Here is a 16,282-nt window from a genome sequence, read left to right as displayed (position 1 = left end):
CTCCTTCACGGCGCGCGGGCGGAGCTCGCTCCTACGGCGCGCAGAAATAGCTTGCCGCGTCCGTCACTGGACCCGATTTGAAGTGCGGCCAGGCCGGCCAACGGCATAGCGGCAGCGAACGAGCGACCGGGAATGCCGGCGCCTCGACCTTCTGCTCGGTGACTTCGAGATCGCCGGGCGCCTGGTCCTTCTCGACCCAGTCGACCAGCACGCTGAGCATGTCGACATTGGCGGGCGCGCCCGAGCCGACATGGTCGACGCCGGGCGCGGTGTAGAGCCGCGCAAACTGCGCCACCGTCGCCGTGCCCATCAGGCGCTCGACATTCTCGAAATAGCGGATGCCGGCATAGGGGCTCTGCGCGTAGTCGGCCATGTATTCGAGGACGATCAGCTTGCCCTTCCGCTCGCGAAAGCGGCTGAGGTCCGGGTTGGTCGAGTCCATCAGGTTCGAAACCTCGAGCAGCCGCGCCTTGTGATCTTCCGGCTTGTAGGCCGTGACATCGAGCTTGGGATCGCGCGCGAACACATATTGAGTGGCGCCGGCCCCGTAGACCCAGGAGATGCCGTTCTCGGGCGCCGGAGGTTGCGCGGGCGCGGCCTTGCCAAGCCACCAGGCTGACCACCCCCCGGTCGGGCCGAACGGCGGCGTGTCCTCCCCCGAGACACCCCAGCCAGGATAATCGTCGAGGCCGTTGGCGAGCGGGAACGGGAATTTGTAGGCGCCCTGCACCGTCTGGATCGAATTGACCTGCGCATCGCTCAGGCATTGATCGCCGCTCTCGCCGCTCGCGCAGCGCAACTTCTCTACCTTGAACGCCGCCTTGCAGCCGACCGGGTCCTGCACCAGCGCATCCTCCGAGCCGTCGGCCTTGTCGCAAGTGGCTCGTACGGCGTCCGCCACAAGCTTGACCTGGGCCGGCCGGATCCAGCCCTCGCCCATGGTTACCAGGCCGGCGCTCATGCTGGCATGCAGCAGGCCGACCCAGTTGATGACGGGCACGCGCGAGAAGATGCCGTCGAAATCATCGGGATAGCGCTGCGCCATGGTGAGGCCTTCGCGACCGCCCTCGGACGAGCCCATGAAATACATCTTCTCCGGCTTCTTGCCGTAGGCGCGCTCCATCAGGCCGACGGCGGCATCGCGCACCTTCTTGTAGGAACGGTGCGCGAAATTCTCGAAGGCTTCGTCGTTGAGCGCGAAGACTTGCGGCGGCTCGCCCGGCTTGGTCTCGTGGCCGGAGTCGGTACCATAGGTGACGAAGCCGCGCGCGAGCGGCGATGGCTTGTCGAAGGGGGCGGCCGACGGCAGTGCCAGGCCCGTGATCAGCACGCCGTTGAAGCCGCCACCGCCATATTGCAGCGAGCGGCCGTTCCACTCGACCGGCAAGTTGACCTGAAACCTGATCGGCGGCGCCTTCGGATCGGTCGGATCGATATGGCCGAGCACCTTGCAGAAGGCGGGATTGGCCGGCGTGATCCGGCCCGAGGGCGTCGGCCCGCGTTCGGCCACGACGAGTTGAGACGGTCCGAGGAAGGCGGTCGAATCGACCTTCACCGCATCCGTGCCGCCGACGAGACCCTTGCACACGGTATCGGCATCCTCGGCCAGCGTCGCCGCGCCCGCGCCGCCCGCGGTTACGAATGCCAGCAGCAGGTTCGCGACGGATACATGAAAGGTCGTTTGATAACGCGCCATCGTTTCCCCCCGGACTTGCTTCTTGTCGTTCAATTCAACAGGCGGCCGCATTCAATGCAACCTTCGCCCACTCGTCAATCGCCGACGCGATCCCGAACCGCTCAGAACGATCCCAGCACGCTGCCCAGCGCGATCACGGCAACCAGGGCCAGAAGCGAGGTGACGATTCCGACCATCACGATATCGAAATAGCTTTCGCGGTGCGTCAATCCGCAGATCGAGAGCAGGCTGACCACCGCGCCGTTATGCGGCAGGATATCGAGCGTGCCCGAGCCGATCACCGCGACGCGATGCATCAGCGCAAGCTCGATGCCGGTCCGCGAAGCGATGTCCACATAGGTCTGGCCCAGCGCGTCGAGTGCGATCGTCAGGCCGCCGGACGCCGATCCGGTCAGTGCGGCGAGGATGTTGGTCGCAACCGCGAGCGACACCAGCGGACCGCCTTCGATCGACAGCACCCAGTCGCGCACCGTCGAAAAGGCCGGCAGCGCGGCGATGACCGCGCCGAATCCGACCAGGCTTGCGACGCTGAACGCCGGCAGGACCGACGCGTTGGCGCCGGCATCCATGGTCTGCCGCAGCGAGGCAAGCCTCGTCCAGTTGAGCACGATGGTGGCGACGATCGCCGCTGCGAGCGCCACCGCGACCGACCAAACGCCTGCGACCGCAGCCAGCGACGTGCCGCCAAACCGCTGCTCGGCAAGATAGGAGACGTCGAGCCGCGGCAGTACCAGGAGCGACATCACGAGATTGACGATGACGACGACGGCCAGAGGCAAGATCGCATTTGCCACCGGAGCCGGCGCCTCGCTGCGACGTCCGTGCCGGATCTCCGCCGGATCGAACTCGCGCGCGGTGGTCGCGCGTTCGCGCACCAGCTCGTCGTCGGCCGCGCGTTCGGCCGCACCGTGCGTCTCGTCTCCATAATTTTCGCCGGCGCGGCGGGCGGCAGTCTCGGCGCGCCGCAGCCACCATAGTCCGACGCCGAGCATGATGAAGGAAGCGATGATGCCGAGCCCTGGCGCCGCAAAGGGCGTCGTGCCAAAGAACGGCATCGGGATGGCGTTCTGGATCGACGGCGTGCCCGGTAGCGCCGACATGGTGAAGGTCGACGTGCCCAGCACGATCGCCGCCGGAATTAGCCGGCGCGGAATGCCGGCTTCGCGAAACAGCGACTGGGCCATCGGCACGATGACGAAGAACGCGACGAACAGGCTGACGCCGCCATAGGTGACGAGCGCGCCCGCCAGCACGACCGCGAGAACCACCCGCCGCTCGCCGAGACGCTGTGCCATGAACCCCGCCGCGGACCTGACGGCGCCGCTGTCGTCCATCAGCTTGCCGAACACGGCGCCTAACAGGAAGATCGGGAAGAACTGCGCGAGGAATCCGGCCGCGCTCGCCATGAACACCTGGGTGAGGTGCGCCAGCAGCGGCTCGCCCCCGAACAGCGCAGCGACGAGCGCCGCGAACGGCGCGAGCAGCAGGACGCTCCAGCCGCGGAAGGCGAACAGGACGAGGAGAGCGAGCCCGATGAGAATGCCGAGCAGGCCCATGTCTCAACACTCCGACAGCAGCACGTCTAGATCGGCGGTGGTACGCTTGCCGATATCGGCCCCGTGATTGTCGAGAAATTCGCCGGCCGCCTGCCGCCCCTCGGCACGGAGCATCGAGACGAATTCCCATTCCGCATTGAGCTTGGAGGAGGACCCGAACTTCGCCAGCATGTCGCTCGTGACGCGGTGGGTCCGCATTTTGGCCCAGCGCGCGCCCTCGCCGCTGCCAGGGTCGGCTGCCTGGCGGAGCAGCGCGATCATGCGCAGCTCCTTCATCAGCGGCGAATTGAAGGAGATTTCGTTGAGGCGATTGAGGATGTCAGCGGCCGTCCGCGGCGCGTCGGTGCGCTCGGTCGGATTGATCTGCACCAGTATGGTGTCGTGTGCGTCGCTCTCTCGAATGAGCGGCGTGATGGTCGGGTTACCCGCAAAGCCGCCGTCCCAATAGGGCTCGCCGTCGATCTCGATCGCGCGGAACATGGTCGGCAGGCAGGCAGACGCCAGCAGCACGTCGGCCGTGATCTCGGCGTTGCGGAAGATGCGTCCGCGCCCGGTCCGCACCCGCGTCGCGGTGATGAACAACTTGATCGGCGAGCGCGCCAGCCGTTCGAAGTCGATGCTCTCGGCCAGCACCTCGCGCAGCGGATTGTAGCCGAGCGGATTGAGGTCGTAGGGCGACAACAGCCGCGACATCAGGTCGGTGAAGATGTAGGCGGGCGAGGTGTCGAGTGTCCAGCGGCCCATCAGCCGGTCGAGCGGCGAGCGCTGGAGCGGACTGAAGGCCGCCGCACGGGACACACGGCGCCAATAGGTATCGAGCGCCTCGCGCGCGCCCTCAGTGCCGCCTGCCGTCCATCCGTCGGCAAGCACCGCGGCATTCATCGCGCCTGCGGAGGTTCCGGAGATCGCGGCGATCTCGAGCCATTTCTCTTCGAGCAGCCGGTCGAGCACGCCCCAGGTGAAGGCGCCGTGCGAGCCGCCGCCCTGGAGCGCGAGATCGATGAGGACGGGATCGCGGTCCATGGCTTTCACACCCACGCGACATCGGCTCAACTTTGGCGAGATATCTTCTCACCTCTGTACACCTGGACGAGTGTAGAGAGTCAGGGCCGGACAACGCAACGGGACCCGGCATCACGCCGCTGTGATAGGACTAGCTAATGCTCGAACACCAGCCGCGCACCGATGGTACCTTCGAGGGCGCGGATCTGCCGAAGCAGCGCCTGGGCGTCCTGCCCCATCAGATCGGCGTCGAGCACGACATAGCCGAGATCGCCGTCGGTCTCGAGATATTGCGCGGCGATGTTGACGTCGCGTTGCAGGAACACCTCGTTCAGCCGCCGCAGCATGCCCGGCACGTTGCGATGGACGTGGCTGAAGCGGACACCGGTGGGGCGCAAATGCAACTGCACCTCGGGGAAATTCACCGCACCCATGGTGGAGCCGGTGACGAAATAGTCGACGAGCTTGCGCGCGACCTCGCCGCCGATCCGCTCCTGCGCCTCCTCCGTGGAGCCGCCGATATGCGGCGTGAGGATGACGTTCTCCAGTCCTTGCACCGGGCTCTTGAAGCGATCGGAGTTCGACGACGGCTCGACCGGAAACACGTCGATGGCAGCGCCCGCAATGTGACCGTCGCGCAACGCTCCAGCCAGAGCGTCGAGATCGACCACCGTGCCGCGGCTGTTGTTGATCAGGAATGAGCCCGGCTTCATCGCCCGCAATTCCCTCTCCCCGATCATGCCCGCGGTCGCCGGCGTCTCGGGCACGTGCAGGCTGACCACGTCGCTCAGCGCCAGGAGCTCCTCGAGCTTCTCGACGGGCTCGGTGTTGCCGTGGCGGAGCTTGTCGGTGCGGTCGAAATAGATGACGCGCATGCCCATGGCTTCGGCCAGCGTGGAGAGCTGCGAGCCGATATTGCCATAGCCGATGATGCCGAGCGTGCGGCCGCGCACCTCGCGACTGCCGGTCGCCGACTTGTCCCATCCGCCGTCATGCGCCTCGACCGAGCGCGGAAAGATCCGGCGCAGCAGCATCACGATCTCGCCGATCACGAGCTCGGCCACACTTCGGGTGTTGGAGAACGGCGCATTGAACACGGGAATGCCGCGCTTGCGCGCGGCCGAAAGGTCGACCTGGTTGGTGCCGACGCTGAAGCAACCGACCGCAAGCAGTTGGTCGGCGACCGCGAGGACCTCCGCCGTGAGCTGGGTGCGGGAGCGGATGCCGAGCAGCGAGGTGCCGTGCATGGCCTGCCGCAGCGCCTCGCCATCGAGCGCCTTGGTCAACCGCTCGACATTGGCAAAGCCGGCGCCCCTGAGCAGGTCGACGGCGCTGTCATTGACGCCTTCGAGCAGCAGCACTTTCGCGTCGCGAGCGGGGTTTTGGCCGTTGGCTGGCATAGGGTCTCCATATCGATGCCCCGCGCCGTCCCGGGCGAGGCGAGCGCTACAGAGTACGATTCGGCCGTGGACACAAGATGGCATGGCCCGGCTCGCCGCGGCCGGGCTCAACGTGATCCGCCGCACAGTTTTCCGGGCGCGGACGGGCTAGGACTTGCCCAGCATAGTTTTCCTCATTGCCCGGAACCGCCCATGACGCTCGCCCATGTCCTCGCGCGGATCGAAAGGCCGATCAAGCGCATGCTCGACGCCCTCACCATCAGGCTGCTCAAGGCGGCCGCGGCCAAATGCCGGGGCTACCGGTATCATCCGGCGTCTTAAATCACGAAGAATCCATGCGTCCCGTCGCGGCGGAGCTGCTCGACCAGACCGTATTCCCAATCGAGATAGGCCTGCATCGCGCGCTCGGCGACGTCGGTGCCTTCATACGGACGCCGGTAACGATGCGCCGGATCGGGCTTGGGCAGGACGATCGGCGGGCCAACCTCCAGCGCGCCGTCATAGCCGCCTTCGAGGACATAGACCTCCCATCCCATCTGCGCGAGCCACGATGCCGTCATGTCGGCGCGGACGCGCCTGTCGTCGGTAAGCACGATGCGCGCGCCGCGGACGGGCGCGGCCATGTCGATCTCCTGGACGAGCTGGCCGCCGGCATAGTGGCGAAAGCCCGCTAGATGGCCGCGCGCGTACTCCTCCGCATCGCGCACGTCGAAGCGGTAGAGCGTACGGCCGCCCTGCGCTGACAGCGCCTGCATTGCGTCTGCCCCGATGTGGCGAACGCCGGCGCGGTAGGCGACGTCGCGGGCATTGGCCTCGGCGCCGTCGAACGGACCGATGCCGCCGCGTCGCGCGGAGCCGTGGTCGAGTTCGTGCCTGGCCAGCGTCCATCCGATCGTTCCGTTGCGCAGCGCGCGCACCTTGTTGGGGACACCTGCATTGATCAGCGACTGCGTGCCGATAATCGAGCGCGTGCGGCCGGCGCAGTTGACGATGATCGTGGTATCAGGGTCGGGCGCCGCGATCCCTGCGCGCAGCACGAGCTCCGCACCGGGCACGCTGACCGAGCCCGGGATGTTCATGGTGGCGTATTCGTCGAAGCGGCGGACATCGAGAATCGCGATATTGGCCTTGTCTGCGATCAGGCCGGCGACTTCGTCTGCGCTGAACGATGGCGTGTGGCGGCGCGCCTCGACCAGCTCGCCGAACGCTTTTGCGTAGGAATTGACGTCCTCGAAGACTTCGTAGCCGGCCGCGCGCCAGGCCGTGAGCCCGCCGGCAAGTGCGCTGATGTTGGTGTAGCCCAGCGCCTCGAAGCGGTCGGCCGCCGGCGCAACCAATCCTTCGCCGTCGTCATACAGCACGATCGGCACGTCCTTGCGCGGCAGCCGCGCCTCGGCTTCGAGTGCGATCCGTCCCGATGCCATGTTGGCTGAGAACAGCGGATGTCCCGTGGCGAATTGAGCCTCATGCCTGAGATCAAGCAGCGCGATCTCCTCGCGCAGCAGCAGCGCGCGGCGGATGTCGGCGGGGGTGACGGTCGGAAGAGTCATGGCGTGCAGAGCCTTGGCGGACGAAAGACGAGGCTCAAGCTTTTGGACGAATATGGAGCGGTTGGCTAGGCGGCCGCCGTCTCTCAGCCGAAGAAGAAATAGCCCAGCGTCGCCAGGAGCACGGCGACCCATGAGTACCAGGCGACAAATATCAACGTGTCGCGTCGCATGGATCGGGCTCCGGTCATGCCCTGCGCCGTCACGCGATGGCAGGGCTCGTCAGTTCATCCAGCTTCAGCTTGAACGCCGTTCCGTCCGAGAGCGGGCGCAGCGGCGGACGCACGCGCAGCCAGCCGGCGTCGCCCGTCTGAGCGGCGAGGATGGCTTTCAGTGTCGGCAGGAATGATGGCGTCTTGATCACGACGTCGATCGCCGCCTGCATGCGCGCTTCGACATCGGCGCCGCGCAGCATGCCTTTGACGAGGTCGGGCACGACATTGGCCATGCCGCAGATCGTGCCGGCACCGCCGGCCGCGACCGCGCGGGCAATGTCGGCTTCATTGCCGACGGTGATCGCGAGCTCGGGAGCGGCGGCACGGAATGTCTGGAATTGGCGGAAATCGCCGCTGGAATCCTTCAGGCCCGCAACGACCTTGCCGTAGCGCTTGCGCAGGCTCGCTGCGACCGGCGGCGGAATGGCAACGCCCGAGACCTGCGGGATGTGATAGAGGTAAGCGCGCAAGCGATCGTCGGCCACGCCGTCGATGATCGCGGCAAACGCGTCCTCGATGCCTTCGGGCGTGACGCTGCGATCGAAATAGGGCGGCAGGTACAGCACGTGGTTGATGCCGAGGCTCAGCACGCCACGGGTCAACGCGACGGCGTCGCTGACCGCCGGGAAACCGCCGCCGATGCCGATGCGGGGCGCGGCAACGCCGGCCTTCAGCAGCGCCTCCACGGTCGCGACACGCTCGGCGACATTGAACGAAGTGCCCTCGCCGGTGGTGCCGAACAGCACGACGCCGTCGACACCCTTGCCGAACAATTGGAGGGCGTGCCGGGCGAGCTGGGCGTTATCGACCTGACCGTCAGCCGTCAGGGGGGTGGCCGACGCCACCCAGAATCCACGAATCGCTTCCGCCATCATACCGCCCTTCATCCGCGCATTTGCGCTAAGTCGTTGATCAACCGGTATTTTACGGCCGATCCGGGGCGTTTCGCCCCCTTTACTTTTGCTCTTGTACCTTACATACAAGTAGAAAGCAATCGAGCTGCCAAAACCAGACCGGCCACCAAAGGTTCCTGCATGGACGCGATGACGCTGCCCGAACGATCCGAGCACCTGCTCGGCGCCCTGCAACGCCGGCTGGGCCCGCAGGCCGTCTTGGTCGATGCCGATGTGCCCGCGCGCAATTGCAACGACTGGAGCGCGAGCTTGCCCAATCGTCCGCGCGCGGTGATCCGTCCGGTCGATGCCGCTGGCGTCGCCGACGCCATCATCACCTGCCGCAAGGCGCGCCTGCCCTTCGTGCCCCAGGGCGGCCTGACCGGCTTGTGTCGCGGCGCCGCGCCCGAGCCGGGCTGGGTCGCGATCTCGCTGGAGCGCATGGTCGGCATCGAGGAGATCGATCCGGCGTCCGCGACCATCACAGTGAAGGCAGGCACGCCGCTGGAGACGATTCAGAAGGCGGCGGACGAGGCCGGCTTCTTCTTCCCGCTGGATCTGGGGTCGCGCGGCTCGTGCGCGATCGGCGGCAACCTCTCGACCAATGCCGGCGGCAATCGCGTGATCCGCTACGGCATGACGCGCGAGCTGGTGCTCGGCCTCGAAGTCGTGCTGCCCGACGGCACGGTCATGACCAGCCTCAACAAGCTGCTCAAGAACAACGCCGGCTATGATCTGAAGCATCTCTTCATCGGTTCGGAAGGCACGCTCGGCATCATCACCCGTGTGGTGCTCCGCCTGTTTCCAAAACCGCGCTCGACCATGGCCGCGCTCTGTGCACTGAAGGATTATTCCGCCGTCGTCGCGCTGCTCGACGCCGCGCGCAGCGGGCTCGGTCCGTTGCTCTCGGCTTTCGAAGTGATGTGGCCGGATTATTGGGACGTCATCACCGCGCGCGCAGGCGTGCGGCCGCCGGTCGGCGCCGGCCACGGCTTCTATGTGCTGGTGGAGGCGCAAGGGACCGACGAGAGCATCGATGCGCCGCGCTTCCAGAGCTGGCTCGAGGATTTGATGGAGCGCGGGCTGCTTGCGGACGCGGCCGTCGCGCAATCGCTGGCCCAGACGAAAGCCTTTTGGGAAGTGCGCGACATCTGCGCCGAGTTCGGCCAAGTGCTGGGCCCGCACAATGCCTACGACATCGGCCTTGCCGTCGGCCGCATGGACGAGTTCGCCACGCGCTGCAAGGCTGATCTCGCCAACGGCATCGCGGGTTGCGAGAGTGTCTATTACGGCCATATCGGAGACGGCAATCTGCACCTCGTGTCCTGGGTGACGGGACTTCCGATCGAGCGGCAGCCGAAGGCCGAGATGGACGCGATCATCTACGGCCTGGTGCGCGAGATGGGCGGCAGCGTCTCCGCCGAGCACGGCATCGGCACGCTGAAGAAGCAATGGCTGGGACACGCGCGCAGTGAGGCCGAGATCGCCCTGATGCGCACGCTCAAGGCCGCGCTCGATCCGGATCAGCTGCTCAATCCCGGCAAGGTCATCTAACCGATATGATAACTTCGGTGCGCACGACACCGCCCCTGCGAACCGTTAGAATGGATGCAGGAGGGCCGATGAAGTCGCTGAAGCTCGATTCGCCGAAATCGCTGTCGCAGCGGGTGATGCTGCGGCTGCGCGAGGCCATTATCGACGGCGAGTTCGCGCTTGGTGCGGCCATCTCGGAAGAGATGGTCGCACAGTCCTTCGGCGTCAGCCGCACCCCGGTGCGGGAGGCGATGGGCCTGTTGCAGGCGCAGGGACTGGTGGTGATCCGCCCGCAGGTTGGCAGCTTCGTGTTCACGCCGAGCGCGGAGGACATCGCAGCGCTCTGCTCCTTCAGGACCGTGATCGAGCCCAAGGCCGCCCAACTCGCTTATCGTCACGATCATGCCGGCACGATCGCGGCGATCGAGGCTGCGATGGATTCGATGGCGCAGGCCTTTGCGGCAAAGGACCGGATCGCCTATGGGCACGCGGACACGGCGCTGCACGAGGCCTTCTTCGCACATTGCGGCAATCGCTATCTCGAGGAATCCTACCAGCTCGTCTCCGGCCGCGTCGCAGCGCTGCGCACCAATGTGAGCTCGCCGATTGACGTCGAAACCCAGGCCTCGTTCGACGAGCACCGCACGCTGGTGCAACTATTCTCGCGCGGCGATCTCGATGCTTTTGCAAAGCTGATGACGACGCACATCAACAATTCGGGCCTGACCTACACGAAAGTGTTGAACGTCGGTTGAGCGCCGGGCCTGATCCGTCCAACGGGCGATATCAGCGGTAGGCCGCGGCGATTTTCCACGCGCCGCGCCGCCACAACCTGCTACGATCCCGACATGGCCGAAGCGGTCTGGGGCGTTGTGCAATGAGGCGGCGGGACTTCACGGCCGGTCTGTTGCTTGCAGCCGCAATGCGGCCGGCACACGCACAGCGTCAGGACGCGCCGCGCCGGATCGGCATTCTGTCGCCTGGCCGCTCCGAGCCTCCCGATCCCACCTTCAACATGCTCAACGCCTTCCTGAAGGGGTTGAGCGAGCTTGGCTACACGGAGGGCAAGAACCTCGTTGTGGAGCGCCAATTCGCCAATGGAAGCTCCGACCGGCTGCGCGAGCTGGCGGCCGAGCTGGCCGGGCGCAAGCCGGACATCATCGTCACGATCAGCACGACCGCGGCGCGGCCGGCACGTCAGGCAACGAGCACGATTCCCATCGTGGCAATCGGCATGGCCGATCCGGTTGCCGACGAGCTGGTGGCGAGCCTGGCACGGCCGGGCGGCAACGTGACGGGCACGACGTTCCTCGGACCGGAGCTGGTCGCCAAACGTCTTCAATTGTTGCAAGAGGTCGTTCCCGGCCTCTCCCGCGTGGCGGCGCTGCTGCATCCCAATGCCTATAGCGAGCGCACCATGGCGGGTATCCGGAGCGAGATGGAGGTCGCGGCCCGGACGCTGGGCCTGCAGCTTCAACTTGTGCCGGCGGCAAATCCCGACCAGATCGCCGGCGCCTTCGAGGCGATGACGAGCGCGCGCGCCCAGGCGCTCATCGTCATGCCGAGCCCGATGCTGTTCGGCGAATACAGGCGCATTGCCGCCGCTGCGGCGAGCAGCCGGTTTCCGGCGATGGGGGCCGCCCGGGAGTTCGCGGATTTTGGAGGCCTCATGGCCTATGGCGCGAACCAGTCCGATCTCGCGCGGCAGACGGCCGCCCATGCCGACAGGATCTTCAAAGGTGCAAAGCCGGCGGAGCTGCCCGTCGAGCAGCCGATCAAGTTCGAGCTGGTGATCAATCTCAGGACGGCGCGCGAGCTGGGCCTGACCGTTGCCCGCGCGTTCCTGCTGGTGGCCGACGACGTGATCGAGTGACCTTCGAGCCACGGCGGTGGTGCAGCACAGCACCGAACGAAGCACTCTCCTCAAAATTGACATTCAATGCCAGCGAATCCTAGCGATCCCGTCTTTTCGCCGCGCCATCTGACGTTGCCCGCAAGCAACAGTTCCCGGAAAAGCGACCGAAACGGCCAATTGCGCCATTGCACTGCCACATCACCCTTCGAACAATCCCCGTGTCCGCATGCGTGGCTATTCAACCAGGCTTCCTCGGGGGGAGCCTTCGGAGGCCCAGATGATGAACCCGCGGCAACTCTCGCTGATCCCGGTCGCCCTCGCCCGGACCTCTGTTCTCGGCGCCTGCATTGTCGGCTGGATCGGAAGCTTCGGTTCGGCTGCAGTCGAGACCACCGGCGCAACTGCTATCGCGGACATCAGCGTACCTGCCTCCTCCTCCCCTTCCGAAACGACCGCAACGGGCCATCGCTATGGCCGTCTGATCGAGATGGCGATGGCGAACGTATCAGCCACGAACATCGTCACCACCAACCCGCGCGCTGCCAACAAGGCAGCAGCACCCGTCATCGAGGACATCGCTTCCTTCGAAATGCTGCCGGCCGACGCCCCGATCGTACAAGCCGCTATGGCCGCTCCATCCGAAATTCCGCCGCCCGATGCGCCGCCGGTGCAGGTCGCGCTGGCAAGTCCATCGGAGATGCTGCTGCCGGAAACTCCTTCCGTGCAGACCGACATCGCGAACACGCCGGAGCAGGAAGCGAGCGAGACCCGGGAAGCCGTGAAGGAGGCCGTGAGCTCGCTCGAGATCGTCGACGAATGCCTCGTCGTCGAGCCCTGCATCGATCGCTATCTGTGGGCGCTCTATCAGCGCACGCCCAAGGAGGACACGATCAAGGAGCGCGACCAGCGCAAGGTGGCGGTCAAGCGCAAGGGCAAGACGGTGATGGTCACCCGGACCTTCACAAAGCTCGTCGACCAGGACTTTACCTGGAAGGATCCGAAGGCGGCCGATCGCTCGGGCATGTCGATGATGGACTATGTGATCGGCGGCATGGACCGCAGCTTCAAGCTGAAACTGTACCACGTGCTCCATGCGGCGGAAGCGGCCGGCCTGTCGCCCGGCATCACCAGCGCGTTCCGTGACGACTACCGGCAGTCGATCGCCAGCGGCCTGAAGGCCGCCAGCAACCGGTCGTACCATGGCGGCAGCCTGCGCGGCGGCTACGGCCATGGGCTCGCGGCGGACATCGTCAGCGTCGACGGCAGGAATCGCGCGCAGCGCTGGGTGTCGACCGAAAAGCTCTGGAAATGGGTCGACGCCAACGGCAAGGCGTATGGAATCGGACGTCCCTATCTCGATCGCGACCCGCCACATGTCGGCCCGATCGACGGCCAGGAATATGCGTCCCGCCGCGGCGGCGCGAAGGTGGCGCACGCGACCGCGGACGCGAAGAAGACGAAGCGCGTGACGGCGCGGGACCATCGCGCGCCGGCAAAACCCGCGAAAGCCGCAGGGCTGTCGAAGGTGAAGACGAGCTGACGAACGACGGATCGTAGCCCGCATATCGCTTCGCTCATGCGCGCTACAATCTCCACAGCACCAAATTCAATCTCTCATTAACTTTGCGCCATACCGTTGCTTGACGCAGGGGGCATGCGACCGCACTCTCGTGCCGGTTGAAGCGCAATCGAGATTCCCGCGCGCCCCTTCATCGCAGACAGCACTCGCCATCACCATGCAAGCATCAGACCTGGCTGCAACTCCGACGGACACCACCGCCGAGCCGCGCATTCCGCTCTGGTTCAAGCTCGCCTATAGCGCCTTCTGCGCCGTGCTGGTGCCGACCTATCTCGTCGCCTACGGGCCAACCAACTTCCTCTATTTCTGCGACATCGCGCTGCTCACCGGCCTGCTTGCGATCTGGCTGGAGAACCCGCTGCTGGCATCGGCGCCCGCGGTCGGCATCCTGCTGCCGCAGGCGCTTTGGGCAGTCGACTTCCTCGGCGCCGCCGCCGGCGTGCCGCTGACGGGGATGACGGCCTATATGTTCGACGCAAAGCTGCCGCTGTTCACGCGCGGCCTGTCGTTCTTCCACTTCTGGCTGCCCTTCGTGCTGGCTTACCTGGTCTGGCGCCTCGGCTATGATCGCCGCGCCTTCGCGGTGTGGACCGTTGCGTCCTGGGTGCTGCTGTCGGTCTGCTACTTCCTGATGCCGGCTCCTCCCGCCGCGGCCGACAATCTGCCGGTCAACATCAACTACGTGTTCGGCCCGAGCGACGCCGCGGTCCAGAGTTTTATGCCGGGCCCGCTCTGGTTCGTGATGCTGATGGTCGGCCTGCCTGCCATCATCTTCTACCCGACGCATCGGCTGCTGCTGCGCTATGCCGCCAATGATGCGGCCGGGCCGGGCTAACGCCAGCATCGGTCATCGTTCGACGCCTTTTAACGTGCGCTTGATCACAGTCGTATCCGTCTCGATGGGGCAGGCTTGGCCAGTTCACCCATCGAACGACGGACGCAAGCATGACCGCGCCCCGCATCGGTACACTCCGCAAGATCGGCCTGACATTGGGTGTCGCGCTTTCGCTCTCGAGCGTCGTGAGCTCGCCGAGCTCTGCCTACAGCGCCCGGGCGCGCCAGATGTGCACGGGCGACGCGTTCCGCCTTTGCAGCTCGGAAATACCAAACATTTCGAGGATCATCGCGTGCATGCGGCGGAACAAGGGCAGTCTCAGCCCCGGATGCCGCGCCGTGATGGACGAGGAAGACGGCACGGCAGCCAGGGCGAAACCCGGTCAGCCCGCGCCTGTCGAGCATAAACCGACGGCCGCCAAGCCGCATGCACCGATCGAGACAAAACCTGTTCAGGCTGCGCCCATCGAGCAGAAGCCGACCCCGGCATCGCCTGTCGTACCGCCTGTTGTGACGGAGACGAAAGCCGTTCCGGCTCCGCCAGTCGAACCAAAGCCGGCCATCGCGTCACCTGAGTCTGCTGCTGTGACCGAGGCAAAGCCCGCTCAGGCCGCAACACCCATCGAGCAAACGCCTGCCTCCGCACTTCCTGTCGACCAGCCGGCCATATCAGCGACGCAGCCCGTTCAGACTACGCCCGCCGAGCAAAAGCCGGCCACACCGACCTATGTCGAGCGGCCCGCCGTGACCGTGACGAAGCCCGTTCAGGCAGCGCCCGTCGAACAAAGGCCGGCGATCGCAGCGCCGGTTGAAGGCAATCCGGCGGATACAAAGGCTGCCCCCAGCGGCAAGCGCGAAAGACTGGCTCAGCCCAAACCAAGGCATCGCCAGATGGCCGCGCAACGGCATTACCGTGACGACTACCGCGACATCGAACGGGCCATCGGCATCGTGCTTCCATTGCTCATGCAGCTCGCCTGGTAGACAAGCGGCCGTCAGCCCGATTTTCACGGACGGCCCCGCGCCTTGACCACGTCGAACTCAGCCAGCGCGCGCTCGAACTTGACGTTGAACAGCCACATCGCATCCATGATCTCGCGGAAGGTCGCAGATGTCCGCGCGCGGTCGGCCTGTCCGAACGCGAACACGCTGTTGTTGCGCAGATATTTCATGATGGTCGGATCGGACACCCGGGTCTGAAGGAAATTGCCCGATCGTAGCGCCGCCCTTGTCGGCGCCGGCACGATCTGGATCAGTTCAAACACCTTCATCTGGTCGACCGGGTCCGGCAGCATTTTTGCGATGGCGGGTATCTGCACAAACAGATCGGCATGCGCATTCATCAATCCGTTTCTGACAGCGGTCCAGTGATTGTAGCGCTGGTCGATACCGGCGGCGCGCACCTCTTCCTTGGCGTCGCGCGCGATGATCTGCGGATCTTCGGCGGCGATCTTCTCCTTGATCGCGGCCCAGCGCTTGCGGCCGTTGCGATCCTCGGACGGCCCGGTCTGATAGCTGCCCTTGTAGCTGTTCGAGCGCCCGTTTCCGACGTTCTGATTGCCGTTGGTCTCCGCAAAGAACATCCCGAGGCTGATGCGGCCCGCGGCCTCGGCGTCTTTCGCATCAAGGCCTTTCGCTCGTGCGATCGCGATGGCGAGATCGACGACATCCTTGAATGGCGTCGGCGAGGCCTGCGCATAGGCCGGCGGCCGCTCCATCACGTCGAACAGTTTTCGGTACTCGTCCAGCAGCGGCTCGTTGTCGGCGTCAAAATAGGCCGGCGGGATCTCGAACTTGTTCGGCCGCCCGATCTTCGACGGCAGCGCGTCCGTGAGATCCTTGTAGGTGCTCATGACGCTGACGCGGGCAAGGTAAAGCGCCTGCCCCGGCAGGTCCGGCAGCGGCTCCTTGGCGTCGATCTGGCGGCGGCGCTCGCCGAGGATCGATCTGAAGTTACTCAATGCGCGATCATAGGCGTCGCGCGCCTCGGACTGCCGCGGCGCGAGCGCAGTGGCAGCTGCTGCGTTGACAAGCGTCGCGCACAGAAGTGCGAAGGCGGAGACCGCAATGACAACGGCAAGATGACGCGATGCGGCCATGCAGTGCTCGGAACTCCCTGATTTGCGTGCTAGAGAGCGTAATCGCCAGCCGCGCAGGTTGGAAGCGGCGAAG

The 16,282-nt window shown here is 65.7% G+C and carries 14 protein-coding genes; 7 read left to right on the top strand and 7 right to left on the bottom strand.

Annotated features, from left to right (window positions below):
• Positions 1-31: 31 nt before the first annotated feature.
• From KUF59_RS03460 to serA, 4 genes are all read right to left on the bottom strand, one after another.
• A complete protein-coding gene (locus KUF59_RS03460) occupies positions 32-1,696 on the bottom strand; it encodes a tannase/feruloyl esterase family alpha/beta hydrolase (RefSeq protein ID WP_212460667.1) in 1,665 nt (554 codons plus the stop codon).
• Positions 1,697-1,797: 101 nt separating this feature from the next.
• Positions 1,798-3,252 (bottom strand): GntP family permease, encoded by a 1,455-nt coding sequence (locus tag KUF59_RS03455; protein ID WP_212460668.1) that lies wholly within the window; start codon positions 3,250-3,252, stop codon positions 1,798-1,800.
• 3 nt (positions 3,253-3,255) lie between these two features.
• Positions 3,256-4,275 carry a patatin-like phospholipase family protein gene (locus KUF59_RS03450; protein WP_212460669.1) on the bottom strand — a complete coding sequence of 340 codons (1,020 nt, stop codon included), beginning with the start codon at positions 4,273-4,275 and terminating at the stop codon, positions 3,256-3,258.
• Positions 4,276-4,409: 134 nt separating this feature from the next.
• The gene (gene serA, locus KUF59_RS03445) at positions 4,410-5,654 is read right to left on the bottom strand and encodes a phosphoglycerate dehydrogenase (RefSeq protein WP_212460670.1); all 1,245 of its coding nucleotides are present in this window, start codon (positions 5,652-5,654) and stop codon (positions 4,410-4,412) included.
• A 192-nt stretch (positions 5,655-5,846) separates the two neighbouring features.
• On the opposite strand from serA, the gene KUF59_RS03440 reads away from it, so the two are divergent.
• Complete coding sequence (locus KUF59_RS03440; protein ID WP_258768211.1) at positions 5,847-5,975, top strand: hypothetical protein; 129 nt, start codon at positions 5,847-5,849, stop codon at positions 5,973-5,975.
• On the opposite strand, the gene KUF59_RS03435 is transcribed toward KUF59_RS03440, so the two are convergent.
• Both KUF59_RS03435 and KUF59_RS03430 read right to left on the bottom strand, forming a co-directional pair.
• Positions 5,972-7,204, bottom strand: coding sequence for a rhodanese-like domain-containing protein (locus KUF59_RS03435; protein ID WP_212460671.1), 1,233 nt, complete (start codon positions 7,202-7,204; stop codon positions 5,972-5,974). The genes KUF59_RS03440 and KUF59_RS03435 overlap by 4 nt on opposite strands.
• Before the next feature lie 199 nt (positions 7,205-7,403).
• On the bottom strand, positions 7,404-8,288 hold the full coding sequence (locus tag KUF59_RS03430; protein ID WP_212460775.1) for a dihydrodipicolinate synthase family protein: 885 nt from the start codon (positions 8,286-8,288) through the stop codon (positions 7,404-7,406).
• A 162-nt stretch (positions 8,289-8,450) separates the two neighbouring features.
• Between KUF59_RS03430 and KUF59_RS03425 the strand changes: the two genes are divergently transcribed.
• The 6 genes from KUF59_RS03425 (at position 8,451) to KUF59_RS43965 (ending at position 15,094) form a co-directional block, all read left to right on the top strand.
• Entirely contained in the window at positions 8,451-9,863 is a 1,413-nt protein-coding gene (locus KUF59_RS03425) for an FAD-binding oxidoreductase (RefSeq protein ID WP_212460672.1), read from the top strand.
• Positions 9,864-9,931: 68 nt separating this feature from the next.
• The gene (locus KUF59_RS03420; protein WP_212460673.1) at positions 9,932-10,597 is read left to right on the top strand and encodes a GntR family transcriptional regulator; all 666 of its coding nucleotides are present in this window, start codon (positions 9,932-9,934) and stop codon (positions 10,595-10,597) included.
• A 122-nt stretch (positions 10,598-10,719) separates the two neighbouring features.
• Positions 10,720-11,715 carry an ABC transporter substrate-binding protein gene (locus KUF59_RS03415; protein ID WP_212460674.1) on the top strand — a complete coding sequence of 332 codons (996 nt, stop codon included), beginning with the start codon at positions 10,720-10,722 and terminating at the stop codon, positions 11,713-11,715.
• Between the two features lie 262 nt (positions 11,716-11,977).
• Complete coding sequence (locus KUF59_RS03410) at positions 11,978-13,237, top strand: peptidase M15 (protein WP_212460776.1); 1,260 nt, start codon at positions 11,978-11,980, stop codon at positions 13,235-13,237.
• A 196-nt stretch (positions 13,238-13,433) separates the two neighbouring features.
• Complete coding sequence (locus tag KUF59_RS03405; protein ID WP_212460675.1) at positions 13,434-14,111, top strand: hypothetical protein; 678 nt, start codon at positions 13,434-13,436, stop codon at positions 14,109-14,111.
• 110 nt (positions 14,112-14,221) lie between these two features.
• Positions 14,222-15,094 carry a hypothetical protein gene (locus tag KUF59_RS43965; protein ID WP_309500924.1) on the top strand — a complete coding sequence of 291 codons (873 nt, stop codon included), beginning with the start codon at positions 14,222-14,224 and terminating at the stop codon, positions 15,092-15,094.
• A gap of 23 nt (positions 15,095-15,117) precedes the next feature.
• Here the strand turns inward: KUF59_RS43965 and KUF59_RS03395 are convergent, their stop codons facing one another.
• Positions 15,118-16,209 (bottom strand): hypothetical protein, encoded by a 1,092-nt coding sequence (locus KUF59_RS03395; protein ID WP_212460676.1) that lies wholly within the window; start codon positions 16,207-16,209, stop codon positions 15,118-15,120.
• Positions 16,210-16,282 lie beyond the last annotated feature (73 nt).

This window comes from Bradyrhizobium arachidis (assembly GCF_024758505.1).
Lineage (GTDB): Bacteria > Pseudomonadota > Alphaproteobacteria > Rhizobiales > Xanthobacteraceae > Bradyrhizobium > Bradyrhizobium manausense_C.
Note: the sequence above shows the minus strand (reverse complement) of the source record. Positions and strands in the feature narration are given on the sequence as shown.